A 13,136-nucleotide genomic window follows, 5' to 3' on the forward strand; every position below is an offset into this window, starting at 1 on the left:
GACGACCGCGCCGCCGATCTGCCCGTCTGGACACATCTCTACAATTGGCACAGACCACACGCGGCCCTAAAATCAAAACCACCAATCAGCCGGTTACGATTAAATCGGAACAACCTATTGAGGCTCCACAGCTAGAGCGCATCGATCAGGATCTGGAGCAGCTTTGGCTCGGCGGGCTTGCCGGATCCGACACCCGCCGCAACCCCAATCGGCCCGCCTACCTGATCCCTGCCGGGCAGGTGATGGCCGCAGTGGTGCGCGCCATCGAAGCCGGTGAGATCGACGGTCTGACCCGGCGGCAAGATCTCTTTGCGCGAACGCCAACGGGCGAGCAGGATCAGATCCACATCAACGATCTAGGGGCCTATGTGGTCGCCCTGACACATTTCAGCGTGCTCTATCATCAGTCGCCGCTGGGGCTTCCGCATCAATTGACCCGAGCGGATGGCAGCCCTGCCCGCGCTTTTTCGGCGGATGCGGCACGCCAGGTGCAGGAGATCGTATGGGATGTCGTCACTGCGATACCACGCACGGGTGTGCAGAAATGACCCTGGGTGAGCTGATCACCAGCGTTGTGATGGTTGGGCATTCCTTGTTCGGACCCGACAATCCCCTGATGCTGGAACAGCTGTTGCAACAACAAACTCAGGTGGCTGGATCCAGTCAGATCACGGTTGAAGCCCAAATCATCAACGGCGCGCCCTTGAGCTACAATTGGACCCACGCAGCTGACGCCGAGGGGATTGATGCCCGCCAACGGCTGCGCGACCCGGTCGATGTGGTGATACTGACGGAGGCCATTCCCCTCACAAACCACCTGAAATGGAGCAACACAGAACAGGCGCTGAGCGATTTTTACACCCTTGCGGTCACGTCGAATCCAGAGGTGGAGGTGTATCTGCAGGAGACATGGCATTCCCTCCACAGCGGGTCAGGCGCTGACGTGCCGTTCGACGATGGCGCCCATGTGCCCTGGCGCGCGCGGCTGGAGGAAGATCTGCCAAAATGGCAAGCGGTGGTCGACGACGTCAACAAGGCGGCAGGTGGCAAGGTCAAACTGCTGCAGGCCGGACAAGCCATGGCGCGCTTGGACGACGCGATCCGTGCAGGCACTGTGCCTGGCGCTAGCAGGATCGAAGACTTTTTCGACGATGACATCCACCCAAACGACCTGGGCTTCTACTTTCTGTCTTTGGTGCAATACGCGGTGATCACAGGACAGAGCCCTATTGGGCTACCATCAGATTTGAAAAATCGGTGGGGCCAGAGATATCAGGCGCCCTCTCCCGAACTGGCATCGCGTTTGCAGGATATCGCCTGGGAAGCCGCACAAGGCCTGCCGCCCTCCGCCGCACTGCCATCAGATCCGACTGCCTTGCCGCAAGACCCCATCTTACCGCGGCTGAACGCAAATCGGTCGAACGATGGGTCTGCCCCGCGCATTGCTGGTGCGGCAGACACACGTCTGCCAAAACAACCAATGGCGATGAACCTGTCCGCTATTGCCGATTGGAGCCCGCAGGCCGCTTTCCTGAATCACTTCAAGTCCTCTCGCCCCTGGATCGGCCATCTGCCGGGGCAATGGGGCGGTGTGGATCATCCGGATCTGGCGGCGGCCGGATACCTGGACCCGCATGGCTGGCCCACATCTGTCCCCCCGGAACTCGGTTCAATTGGCACGCTCATCCTGACGGATTTACCCGCAGAGGCGACAAGTTTGACAGGCCGCTACGTCCTGCGATTTGAAGGGGATGGCATCATAGAACTGGGCGGTCGTGCCCAGAATGTTCGATATGGCTCCGGTGAAATCAGGTTTGATTTCTCACCTGGACCCGGCGCTGTCGATATCCGCATTCAGCGTACGGACCGGCAGGGCACAGGCGACTATGTCCGCAACATCGCCGTGGTGCAGGAACGGCATCTACCTGCGTGGGAAACAGGCCAGATGTTCAATCCAGATTGGCTGTCGCTGATGTCGGGGTTTTCAGCGCTGCGGTTTATGGACTGGATGGCAACAAATGACTCAGTCCAGATCGGCTGGGAAGACCGGCCACAGATCCGGGATTATTCTTGGGCGCTGAATGGCGCACCCGCCGAAGTCTTGATCGCGTTGGCAAATGAACTGCGCATCGATCCCTGGTTTACCCTGCCTCATATGGCCGATGACATCTATGTGCGAAACTATGCGGAATTGGTGCGCGATCAGCTGGCACCGGAACAGACAGCCTATGTCGAATATTCGAACGAGGTCTGGAACTGGCAGTTTCAGCAAGCAGCCTGGGCAGATGCCCAGGCCAAGGCCCGCTGGGGCGGTGGGGACCTTTGGATGCAGTTTTATGGTGGTCGCGCCGCCGAAGTCGCCGCCATCTGGAGCGAGGTGTTCGCGGATGAGCCATCGGATCGGCTGGTGCGTGTGGTGGCGACCCAGACGGGATGGTTGGGTCTGGAAGAACAGATCCTCACAGCGCCCTTGTGGGTGGCCGAAGACCCGGCGCGTCGCAAACCAGCTAATCAGTTCGACGCCTATGCGGTGACCGGATATTTTGGCGGCATTCTGGGGCTACCGGACCGCGCCCCCATGTTGCGCGCTTGGCTGGAGCAAAGCCGGGAACAGGCTGCGGCAACGGCTGCCTCCAAGGGTCTGCAAGGCATAGCAGCGGCAGAGTTTATCGACACCCATCAATATGATGTCGCCAATGCGCTGGCGGAGGCAGAACTGCGCGACGGGCTGGTCTCCGGCTCGATCGACGATACGATCACGGATCTGCTAGGACGCGTTCTCCCCTATCACGCGGAGGTCGCACGCAAACATGACCTGGATCTCATCATGTATGAAGGTGGCAGCCATGTTGTGGGTCTGGGACCGATGGTCGATGACGAAGCGCTGACAGCGTTCTTCAGCCATTTCAACTATACCGCTGAGATGGGCGCGTTGTATCGCAGCCTACTGGTTGGCTGGAAGGCACTGGGTGGGCAGCTGTTCACGGCCTATTCCGATGTCGCCACACCGGGCAAATGGGGCAGCTGGGGCAGCTTGCGCACGTTGAGTGATGACAATCCACGATGGCGCGCGCTGGAGGCATCGCAATGATCAAGCCCACCATCAGCGTGATCATTCCTGCCCACAACGAAGAAGCCTACATCAGCAACTGCCTGCATGCGCTCTTTGCCAGCAGCCTCCCTGCGGCCGGTGCCCCTATCGAGGTGTTGGTAATCGCCAATGGATGCGCGGATGCAACGGTGGCAAAGGCGCAGTCTGTCACCGTCCCCGACGGGTGGGTCAGCACTGTGATCGACCTCAAGGAAGGTAGCAAGATTGGCGCCCTGAACGAAGGGGACCGACGCGCCAGCGGAGCGATCCGGGTGTATCTTGACGCGGATGTCACCTTGGCGCGCGACCTCATTAGTCAGCTGTACGAGGCGCTGCGCGCTGATCAGCCCCGCTATGCCAGTGGCACTGTGGTGCTGGAGCGTGCGGAGAGCGTGATCAGCAGATTATATGGGCGGTTTTGGACCACCCTGCCCTTTTTGCAGGAGGGCGTGCCAGGGTTTGGCATCTTTGCCATGAACGCCTCTGGGCGCGCGCGCTGGGGCGACTGGCCCGTTGTGATCGCAGATGACATGTTTGCACGGCTGAACTTTGCGCCTAACGAACGCATCGGCGTTGCAGCAACCTATCGTTGGCCGCTGGTCGAGGGGTTTCGCAACCTGGTCCGGGTCCGGCGACGGCAGAATGCCGGGGTCAAAGAGATCGCCGAACGCTACCCTGCCCTGCTGCGCCAAGAGGATGTCGTGCGGCCGGGAGCATTGGGGGTCTTGCGCAGGGCTCTGCGCAAACCGCTCGGGTTTGTGGCTTATGCCGCGGTGGCTTTGGCCGTTAAATCCCCATTATTTCGCGACAAGGCACGAGACAACTGGACGCGCGGACGTTAGTGCGGATTGCCGCGCGCGGCGACGGCCTGTTGGAAATGCCCAGCCAATTTCTGCACCTCTTGATCGCAATCATGACGTTGCAACACCCGGTCGCGTCCAGCCTGACCCATATCTTCCAGGCGTGACCGCGGTGTCGCGGCCGCGTCGCGCACTGCAGCCGCCAGGGCAGCCTTGTCTCCAGCAGGGACCAACCAGCCCGTTTCACCGGGGCGCACCAATTCTGGCGTGCCCGCGATATAGGTGGCGATCACAGGCCGCGCAGCGGCCATCGCTTCCATCACGACCATGGGCAATCCTTCTGCAAAGGAGGGCATCACCAGCGCATGACATCTGGCCAATTCTGAGCGCACATCCGCCTCTGACAGCCAACCTGTCAGGGTCACCATATCCTGCAGGCCGTGCTCTGCAATGGCTGCCTCCAAATCCGCGCGCATCTCCCCATCCCCTATCAGCGTCAACTGGACGTCAGGGCAGTCTTGCGCCAGGTCTGAAAGAGCCTGCACCAGCACCATCTGGCCTTTTTGCTCCACAAATCGACCAATCGCCGCCAGTCTTAGCGGGCCTTCGGGCAGCGGCGCGGGATCTGCAAAACGCGCAGGTTCAATTCCGCAATGCACGATCTTCAGCTTGTCCCAATGTTCAAACGCCGCCCAACGACAAAGCTGACTGCGCCCAAAGCTGCTGATTGCGACGGCAAAATCGGATTTGGCGATCTTTGTCTGCAAAGAGAGCGTGTGGGGCGCGTCAAATTCCTCTGGACCATGCACTGTAAAACTGTATCCGACATTTGCGAGGTCAGAAGCCAGCATCGCAACCGCAGTTGAATTGGTGCCAAAATGCGCATGAAGATGCTCGACCCCGGCGGTTTCGACCTGATCCGCCACATATGCGGCCTCTGTCAAGTAGATGATATGCCGCAAATGGCCCACCTTGGAGGCCCGAGCCAGTTGCTGGGCCGTTCGCATCGCACGCCACACTCGCCCTGGATGGCGGAGCAATCGACGCAACGCCCCAAAACACAAACGCCCCGCCCCAGCCGCCAACACGTAATCCGTGCGCTCTTGTTCACGGCGATCCCCTGGATCGACCAATGGCACGTCCGCCTGGCGCATAGCGATACGGTTGACCGTGATCCCGCTGCGTTCCAGCGCTTGGACCTCGCGGCGGATAAAACTATGGGAGGGTTGAGGGTAAGTATTGAGGATGTAGGCAATTTTCACGAGGATATGCGCCCGTTTTGTGCAAGAGTTGTTGCAGGGTATCGCCAGTTGTCAGGCTTGCCCAGCATTGCCGTGAAGGTGCCGCTGAAATGCCGCGATTGCGGAACACATAAAGCACAAGAAAACAGGCCGAAAGAAACAAGATGCAGCAGGTTCTGTCCCTTTTCAGCGGCGAAGGACTCATCGCACGGGTTTTGCGCTCCGCCTCCTGGCTGATGATCGGCTACGGCGGAAGTCAGGCCATGCGTCTCGCTGCCAATCTGGTCATGACACGGCTGCTGTTCCCCGAGGCATTTGGCCTGATGACGCTGGTCAGCGTGGTGACAACAGGCCTGGCGCTGTTTTCGGACATCGGCGTTGGGCCCTCCATTGCGCAGAGCAAACGTGGCGATGATCCCGCCTTTTTGGACACGGCCTGGAGCGTGCAGGTGGTCCGTGGGTTTGTGCTCTGGGGGATCACCTTCCTGCTTGCCTGGCCGCTAGCGCAGTTCTACGGCGCAGAAGAGTTGATGTGGTATCTTCCGATTGCGGGCTTCACACTCGCGATCAACGGTCTGGACCCGATCCGCGTGGAAACAGCCCATCGCCACCTGTTGGTCGGACGGTTGACCGCGCTGGAACTGATGAGCCAAGCCATCGGGATCGGCGCTATGGTCGCCATCGCGTGGTGGAGCCAGTCCGTCATCGCCCTGGTGCTGGGCGGGGTGATCCAGGCCGCGGTGTTCCTGATCTTGGTCTGGCGCGGCCTGCCTGGTCGGCGCAGCCACTTTCGGTGGGAAGGTGCCGCCCTGCGCGAGCTGCTGCATTTTGGAAAATGGATTTTCCTGTCCACGGCATTCTGGTTTCTGACCTCCCAGGGTGATCGCGCGATCCTTGGAAAATTCGTCCCACTGGATGTGTTGGGCGTCTACAACATAGGTTTTTTTCTGGCCAGTTTCCCAATGGCCTTGGGCCATGCGGTCAATCAACGGGTGATGATCCCGGTCTATCGCGACAAACCTGTTCAGGTTGACCCTTCCCATCGGCGCAGGCAACGACAACTGAGAGCTGGATTGAGCGCGGTGATCCTATCGCTGCTGCTGGCAGTGGCCTGGTATGGCCCGGCGCTCGTTCAGTTTTTATATGACGATCGCTACCTGCTTGCAGGCCCAATGGTGATGCTGATTGCCCTGGCCCTGACCCCAGCTGTGATCACCATGACCTATGATCAGGCAGCGCTGGCAGCAGGTGACAGCCGATCCTTTTTTGTCTTCACCGCCAGTCGAGCATGCGCACAGACGCTCTTGTTTCTGATCGGTGTGTCGGTCTTCGGCCTGGTTGGAGGGATTGCTGCGCTGGGTCTGGCAATGGTGCTGGCCTACCCCGTCCTCGTGTGGCTGGCGCGCAAACATCAGGTCTGGGATCCGCGCCATGATGCGGCCTTTGGACTGCTGATCCTGATCGCAGGTACTGGGATGATGTGGACCCATTGGGCGGTTATTGCCGCAATGATCGCGGCGACAGGATAACCCACCCCATCAGAGTGATCGGATCAGCCGGATCCGGTCACCCCGGTTGGCGCGAGGACAGACGCCCCCACAGTCGGGCGAGCATGTTTTTGCGACGAGGTGTGGTATCCAACAGCGGAATGGCGACAACGGGCGATAGCCCTGTTTCCCGTTCCATTTGCGCAGCAGAGCGCAAAACCGGATGACGCAGATCCATCAGAAACCCAATGCCGACGCCAAATCCGATACTGGCGATCAGACCCATCAGCGCCAGTTTCTTACGACCACTGGTGACTGGAAGATCGGGCAGCGCCGCGGGTTCGATCACAGTGAGGCGTTCGGCCTGGCGCGAGGTTTCCAGACGAAACCCGATCTCGGCCTCGGTGCGCCGCTGCGAGGTGATTTCCAGCTCTGTTTGCAGCTGCTCCATCTGCCGATCATAGACGCCCAGTTGCCGCTCCACTTCTGGCGTTGTCTGCAAAGACGCCTGCAAAGCACTGCGACGCTGCAACAACAGCTCTCTCTGCGCTTCGAGAGTTGCAAGCTGTTGTTCAAAAACCGCAAGCATCCGCCGCGCCGTCGCCGGGCGTTCAGTGTTCGTCGTCTGATCCGCCTGCCTGCGCAATTCGATCTGTTCGCGCTCAATCTCCAACAGACCGGTATTGAGCGAAGAGATCTCCTCCCGCCGCATTTCAATCCCGCCGGGCAAGGCCACGTTGTTGGCGTTGCGATATGCGGTGATTTCGTTTTCCAGCTCTGCGATCTCCGCGCTCAGCGATGTTTCCTTTTCGGAGAAAAACGTCAGCGTCTCCCGCGCTTGTTCGATGCGCGAATTTTGGCTCAGCTCAATCGTGCGGGCTGCGAACTCACTCGCGACGGCCTGGGCCTGTTCTGGCGTCGGCATCCGTGCGGTGATCGACAGGACGGATATCGTCCCATCGTCTGTAAATCCTTCGCGCGCAGCAGCGACCCCTGTGATCGATACGGATTCCCGCAGCAATGCAACCCGTTCAAGCGGACGCAAAGCTGGCAAATCGGCATAAAGGCCAAAGGTTTCGATGATGTCTTCAACCGAGCCACGTGCCATCAGACGTTGCTCAATCAGTTGCAAACGGCGCGCAGAGGAGCCATCCACCGTCGATTTTGCAAGGTCATCTGCAATCTTAGGCCGGGTGATTTGCAGCACTGAGACACTTTCGTATTCGTGCTGCTGTTTGGCTGCGACCCAGACGGAGATCATCCCGCCAACAAGCGCAATCCAGAAGATCACCGCCGCCCTACGGCGCAGCATGTCGATGACATCTTCAAGAGTGCGGATTGGTCCCATCGGTATGGCCTGTATTGTCTATGGCTAACTGTGCTGCAGATGCCCAGATCCCCGGGCGCGGTTCAAGGTGACCCCCAAGAGCTGCGTTTCGCCCTGCAACATCTTTTCACAAGTGACCAGATGCGCGGCAGTGGTGCGTGTGCCATCGGCAACCAGAAGGATGCCATCAACCTGGGGCAAAAAGGCGACGGCGTCGTCTTGCTCCAGCAAAGGGGGCAGATCAATCAGCACAACATCCGCTTCGGTACTGGGCAGCAGATCCTCCATGACCTGGGCACAGCGCACATCATGCAGGATTTCAGCCGCGTTGCGATCTGGGCCGGAGGTCAGGCCAACGGCAAGCGAGTCTGCCGGGCGCAACAGATGCGCATCAGCGCTGATCTCGCCCGCCAGAAAATCGCGCATATCGCCTGTAGGGCTGAGCCGGAGTGCCGTGCCGACACCCGGGCGGCGGAAGTTCAGATCCATCAAAACAGTGCGTGTGCCGGGCACCCGCGCCATGCTGAGCGCGAGGTTGACCGCAGTGAACGTCGCGCCGCAACCCGCGGTTGGCGACGCAATGGCCACCCGTTTCCAGCCATGAGCCTTAAGACTGTGCAGAAGACGTGTGCGCAGCAGATCAAAGGCACGCGCGGTTGGCGAGCGGCGGAAGAAGTTCACCAGAGGAGAACGACTGGCCTGATGGGCGCGCATATCCAGCGAAACAGTTGGGATCCGATCCCAGAGCGGTGGCAGGGGTGCGGGCAGTTGTTCTGCCTCATCCTGCATCGGTGGTGCCTGAACCGGATCCCTGCGCTCTTCGGTTGCTGCCGTTTCTGGAGCCGTATCTGGAGCAGGATGTTTGCTGACCGGCCGCGCCCTGGCCGGTTTGACTGGTTTGGACCGACTGGCTGGTTTTGCCGTGGTCGGTTGGCCATTTGTCTCGGCGCTGTCTCTCGCGGTACGGGCAACCCTGCGGACGCGCACGGGGCTCTCCTGATCGGCGGATGCTGCGCGGGTGGTCGGCCGATCTGATTGGGTGTGAGCGGAGGCACTGTCGTCTTGTTGGGGTGTGGCAGGTTTATTGGGCACACGTTCAGCAGCGGGCGCGGACGTATCGGGTGTGTCCACGTCCGTTCGCCGGTTGCGGCGTCTGAACCTCCTGAAACCTTGCTGCGTCATCGCCTGCGGTTCGTCCCATTCCTTGTGTCGCGCGGCCATGGCGGATTGGGGGATGTCTGCGAACACGTCCGTCACCCGCCCGTTTCCCTTGTTAACACGTCAGACCAAAACCGCCTACTGTTTCCGCCATGCCCCCAAGTTCAAACCCTTGTTAAACCAATTCTTCAACGAAGTATGAGCAATAGCATGGGCTGGTTAATATCCTGTGCCCCGCAACACCACCCCAAAGGTCCGCCATATCAATCGCAGATCAGACATGAAGGACAGACCCTAGTAATAGCTGGCGTCGGCTTTCGCCCGCACCTGAAAGCTGCTCTCATTGCGAACGGAAACCTGCCATAGCCCGGTGATGCCTGGCAGCAGCCTATTGTAGGCGCTGTCATCACCATAAAGTGGCAACTGCTCCGGTAGGATCGGGCGTGGCCCAACCAGGCTCATTTCACCCTTCAGCACATTCCACAGCTGTGGCAGCTCATCGAGGGAGGTAACACGCAAGATCCGGCCGACCCTGGTGATTCGTGGATCATGCTTCAGCTTTTGTGTCTCGTTCCACTCTTTGCGCAGCTGTGGGTCGCGTGCGAGATAACTCTCCAACTGTTGATCTGCGTTGCGCACCATCGTGCGCAATTTCAGGATGGAAAACCGACGACCGCCCAGACCCAAGCGGTCCTGAGTGTAAAAGGGCTGCCCCCCTTCGATCCAGAGTGCCAGTGCCGCCAGCAGGATCAGCGGCAACGAAATGGGCAGGGTCAGAACCAACAGCGCAATATCCAGCAGGCGTTTCCCAACCCGCTGATAAATCCGCCCGCCAGACCGCTCTGGCGAAAACGGCGGATTAAGCGCCAATAGTTGACGTTGGGTCATCTGAATTGAATTCGAACTGACCTGCGCATTCAAATTGGCAAAAATTGGTGGGCTTTTTGTCGTGATAAAGCGCTGGCCCGAAAAAGCTATCCGAGCGCTGGCCCAATCACCTGACTGATCTGTGCGTGGCTTCGCGCTGGCGAGCCCCTCATGCACAAAATCCTTCATCTTCAACCCCAATCCCAAACCGTTTGGTACGGTCCATAACCTTCGCTGAAACAACAGCCTTTTCTCCCCGCCAAGGCGAGCAATGCGACACAATATCTTGGAACCGGACACGGCAGCAGGCCGGCTAGTTCTCGTTCCAAAGATCGATGATTTTGATCAGTCACACCCCCATGCGACAGCAACCATATTCCCAATCCCACGGCCCTGCTTCGGGCCACTCTCATGCCGACTAAGCGGTGATTTGTTAATAAGACAATTTTACACAAATCGCACCAAAATCCGCGTGATCGCGGTTTTAGCCGTCAAAGAAGTAAATCAGGGCTTCTTTTCGGAAACAATTCCCCAAAAGGTGAGAAACTGTTTTTCGTTTGGCCAAAAGTATGAGGAATCAAGTCGCGAAGCACGCGGTTTAAAATAGACTTTTGAGATATAAAGATGGGGTCATCGCGCTCGCGTTAACCTTTTGAGGCAGCATCTTTCGCACATGATCCAAAAGGCGCAAACAAAAGGTCCTCGCTGCCATGCGCCTAAGGCGGGCTATTCGCATTGCCCTGCGATGCTCCATGGCGCAGGCCCGCATGACAAGACCACTAGCAGATTGAACACAGCGGTCAGTTTTCGCTATCAGTGCGCACGCAAATCGACCGAGCTGAACGAAGGACGGAGCATATGCCAGCAGAGTTCGCGACAGGGAAAGACAGCCGGTCTACCGACTGGATCGCGGCAGACTATTGCGACGATACCCTCCTGCTTTGGGCCATGCGGGGCGATGATGTCTGCGCACAGTTGACGCTGAAGGCTTCTGCGGGAACAGAGGATAACTTGCGCGACCTCAGTGACGCTGCGCAGAAGCTTCTGCCTGAGGTTCCCGACGCCCCGATCTTTGTGGCAGGTCACCCAGCGCTGCACCAATCGGTCCCAGCCCAGGTGGCAAAGCCCAGCGGTCAACCTGCCAAGGTGGACGGTAGAGCAATCTACCGGCTTGATGGTTTGGTCCAGACTGCGCCGGTTGGCCGAATGGATTGCGCCGCCAATCGCATTGCTGGGTTTCTCAGCCTCAATCCCAATTGGGACGGCGTTGTCTGCCTGCCCGGCGCAACGACCCATTGGGTCTTAATCAGCGCGAACGAAGTGGTCAGCTTTCAGAGCTTTTTGAGTGTCGCGATGCACCGACATCTTGCCCCCGTTCTGGGCAAGTCCGCGCCCAGCGATCTGAGCAGCACCGCAGACCAACAAGCGTTTGTCGATGCGATGGAGACCGCGCTCTCCCGCCCCGAAGCCTTGGCCGCGCGTTTGGCCGAGCTGCAAGCGGACGAGCAAATGCCAGATTCAGTGCGTGATGCCCGCCTTTGGGGACTGCTGCTCGGGGCCGAATTGGCCGCAGCCCGCCCCTATTGGCTGGGGCAGAACGTGGCCTTGATTGCACCGGCAGAGATTGAGCCTGCCTACATGCGCGCGCTGGCTCATCAGGGCATCCCAGTCACGCAGACCGATGCGGCGCGGATGGCAAACGCCGGGTTGGTCGCGGCCTGGCGCGCGGCCGGGACCTGACCCTGAAGCGCACGACTTGGACGGGTGTGATTTAAGGTAGCGGATCGGTTTTGAACAAACGGATCTTCAACCCGCCGTGCGCAATGGGCGGTCCATAGGGCAGAAACGGCAGGTTCGTGGCCTTGGCCAACGACGTCTCACTCGTCACGATGCCCACACGCCACCCGCTGAACTGCGCCATCAGGGTTTCGCCCAGCGCCGCATAAAGCGCATACAACAGTTTCTTATTGCCAATTCGGGCGCCATAGGGCGGGTTCACGATCACCAGGCCCGTCTGGTTTTCTCCCGTTTGAACGGGTGGCATAAGATCGCTGACCGCCTGTTGGCTGATCTCGACCAGCGCGCTGACACCGGCCCGATCTGCATTGCTGGTCGCCATTTCCACGGCCCCGGCATTGCGGTCTGATCCATAAAACCGCAGATCTGTCGCGCGCATTGGTGGCGCGTCTCGCACGGCGGCCCAGGCATCTGGGTCAAATGTCGCCAATTTCTCAAACGCAAAGCTGCGGCTGCGGCCCGGTAGCAGCCCGGATGCGATTTCCGCCGCTTCGATCACGAAGGTACCTGAGCCACACATCGGGTCCACAACCGGCTCTTGCCCGGTGTAGCCGCATTCCCGCAGGAACAGAGCGGCGAGATTTTCCCGCATTGGGGCTTTGCCAACGGCTGTTTTATGACCGCGCTTGTGCAAACCCTCACCAGAGGTGTCGACACTGAAGGTGCACATATTGTCATCAATGCGCAGCTTCACCGTCACCTCAGCCGCGGCATCAATTGGCGCACCCAGGGTTTCCTGGATCGCACGCTCAATACGCTGCGTTGCGGCGCCAGCGTGATAAATCTTGGACTTCTTGTTTGTAGTGGTTTCCACCCGCACCGGCACATCGGCCCTCAGCACTGTTTCCCAAGGGAACTTGCGCGCTCGTTTATCAAGCTGTGCCAGATGGAAGGCCCGAAAGGCGCCGATACGCGCCAGCACCCGCGCCGCACCGCGCAAACGGAGATTGGCCTGCCAAACATCGCTCCAGCCCCCCATAATCGTGACACCACCTGGCACGATCTGCGGCGTGGAAAATCCGGCCTCCACCACCTCGCGAAGGAGAGCTTGTTCCAGACCCGGAGGAGCTGTGAGGAAAATTTCAAATGTATCGCTGTTGTCCATGCGACTCCCTTATCGGGAAACCAATCCAGCAGCGATGATAATCTTCACTTCGCAGAACAATTGCGCGCCACGCTTTGGGTTGATAATAATAGATATAAAGCAATCATAGGTATAATTCGTCTACAGCCTACGCTGAATCTGCGGCGACGGATCAAGATACCCGCCCTTCAAGGTGCGAAATAAAATCATTTACAAACAACACCCTAATCAATACTAAATTTTTAGTTGTCGAGAACATTCTGAATTGTCCGGTGTAGGTAACA

The 13,136-nt window shown here is 59.0% G+C and carries 8 protein-coding genes and 3 pseudogenes; 6 read left to right on the forward strand and 5 right to left on the reverse strand.

Annotated elements, in window-relative coordinates; genetic code table 11:
* The 4 genes and pseudogenes from Q0C28_RS02010 to Q0C28_RS02025 form a co-directional block, all read left to right on the forward strand.
* A pseudogene (locus tag Q0C28_RS02010) lies at positions 1–135 on the forward strand (IS481 family transposase); the annotation flags it as partial.
* A gap of 2 nt (positions 136–137) precedes the next feature.
* Positions 138–548 (forward strand): annotated as a pseudogene (locus Q0C28_RS02015) (hypothetical protein); the annotation flags it as partial.
* Positions 545–3,091: a hypothetical protein gene (locus tag Q0C28_RS02020; RefSeq protein WP_293572979.1), complete on the forward strand. Its 2,547-nt coding sequence runs from the start codon at positions 545–547 to the stop codon at positions 3,089–3,091. The pseudogene Q0C28_RS02015 and the gene Q0C28_RS02020, both read left to right, overlap by 4 nt.
* Positions 3,091–3,933 carry a glycosyltransferase gene (locus Q0C28_RS02025; RefSeq protein ID WP_293572986.1) on the forward strand — a complete coding sequence of 281 codons (843 nt, stop codon included), beginning with the start codon at positions 3,091–3,093 and terminating at the stop codon, positions 3,931–3,933. Before Q0C28_RS02020 ends, Q0C28_RS02025 begins: the two co-directional genes overlap by 1 nt.
* Here Q0C28_RS02025 and Q0C28_RS02030 read toward each other — a convergent pair.
* A complete protein-coding gene (locus Q0C28_RS02030; RefSeq protein ID WP_293572980.1) occupies positions 3,930–5,153 on the reverse strand; it encodes a glycosyltransferase family 4 protein in 1,224 nt (407 codons plus the stop codon). The genes Q0C28_RS02025 and Q0C28_RS02030 overlap by 4 nt on opposite strands.
* Positions 5,154–5,296: 143 nt before the next feature.
* On the opposite strand from Q0C28_RS02030, the gene Q0C28_RS02035 reads away from it, so the two are divergent.
* A complete protein-coding gene (locus tag Q0C28_RS02035; protein WP_293572981.1) occupies positions 5,297–6,661 on the forward strand; it encodes an oligosaccharide flippase family protein in 1,365 nt (454 codons plus the stop codon).
* Between the two features lie 37 nt (positions 6,662–6,698).
* Here the strand turns inward: Q0C28_RS02035 and Q0C28_RS02040 are convergent, their stop codons facing one another.
* The 3 genes and pseudogenes from Q0C28_RS02040 to Q0C28_RS02050 all read right to left on the reverse strand — a co-directional run bounded on the left by Q0C28_RS02040 (position 6,699) and on the right by Q0C28_RS02050 (position 9,992).
* Complete coding sequence (locus Q0C28_RS02040; RefSeq protein WP_293572982.1) at positions 6,699–7,967, reverse strand: DUF874 domain-containing protein; 1,269 nt, start codon at positions 7,965–7,967, stop codon at positions 6,699–6,701.
* A 24-nt stretch (positions 7,968–7,991) separates the two neighbouring features.
* Positions 7,992–8,735, reverse strand: a complete 744-nt coding sequence (locus Q0C28_RS02045; RefSeq protein ID WP_293572983.1) for a CpsD/CapB family tyrosine-protein kinase — start codon at positions 8,733–8,735, stop codon at positions 7,992–7,994.
* A gap of 588 nt (positions 8,736–9,323) precedes the next feature.
* A pseudogene (locus Q0C28_RS02050) lies at positions 9,324–9,992 on the reverse strand (sugar transferase).
* An 837-nt stretch (positions 9,993–10,829) separates the two neighbouring features.
* On the opposite strand from Q0C28_RS02050, the gene Q0C28_RS02055 reads away from it, so the two are divergent.
* Positions 10,830–11,711, forward strand: a complete 882-nt coding sequence (locus Q0C28_RS02055) for a 2-dehydro-3-deoxygalactonokinase (RefSeq protein ID WP_293572984.1) — start codon at positions 10,830–10,832, stop codon at positions 11,709–11,711.
* A 31-nt stretch (positions 11,712–11,742) separates the two neighbouring features.
* Here Q0C28_RS02055 and Q0C28_RS02060 read toward each other — a convergent pair whose 3' ends face one another.
* Positions 11,743–12,873: a class I SAM-dependent RNA methyltransferase gene (locus Q0C28_RS02060; protein WP_293572985.1), complete on the reverse strand. Its 1,131-nt coding sequence runs from the start codon at positions 12,871–12,873 to the stop codon at positions 11,743–11,745.
* Between the last annotated feature and the right edge of the window lie 263 nt (positions 12,874–13,136).

Source organism: Phaeobacter sp., from assembly GCF_022825805.1.
Lineage (GTDB): Bacteria > Pseudomonadota > Alphaproteobacteria > Rhodobacterales > Rhodobacteraceae > Phaeobacter.

Coding starts and splice junctions, on each gene's coding strand:
- Q0C28_RS02045 (WP_293572983.1), bottom strand. CDS start 8,735: ATGCAGGATGAGGCAGAACAACTGCCCGCACCCCTGCCACCGCTCTGG.
- Q0C28_RS02020 (WP_293572979.1), top strand. CDS start 545: ATGACCCTGGGTGAGCTGATCACCAGCGTTGTGATGGTTGGGCATTCC.
- Q0C28_RS02040 (WP_293572982.1), bottom strand. CDS start 7,967: ATGGGACCAATCCGCACTCTTGAAGATGTCATCGACATGCTGCGCCGT.
- Q0C28_RS02060 (WP_293572985.1), bottom strand. CDS start 12,873: ATGGACAACAGCGATACATTTGAAATTTTCCTCACAGCTCCTCCGGGT.
- Q0C28_RS02035 (WP_293572981.1), top strand. CDS start 5,297: ATGCAGCAGGTTCTGTCCCTTTTCAGCGGCGAAGGACTCATCGCACGG.
- Q0C28_RS02055 (WP_293572984.1), top strand. CDS start 10,830: ATGCCAGCAGAGTTCGCGACAGGGAAAGACAGCCGGTCTACCGACTGG.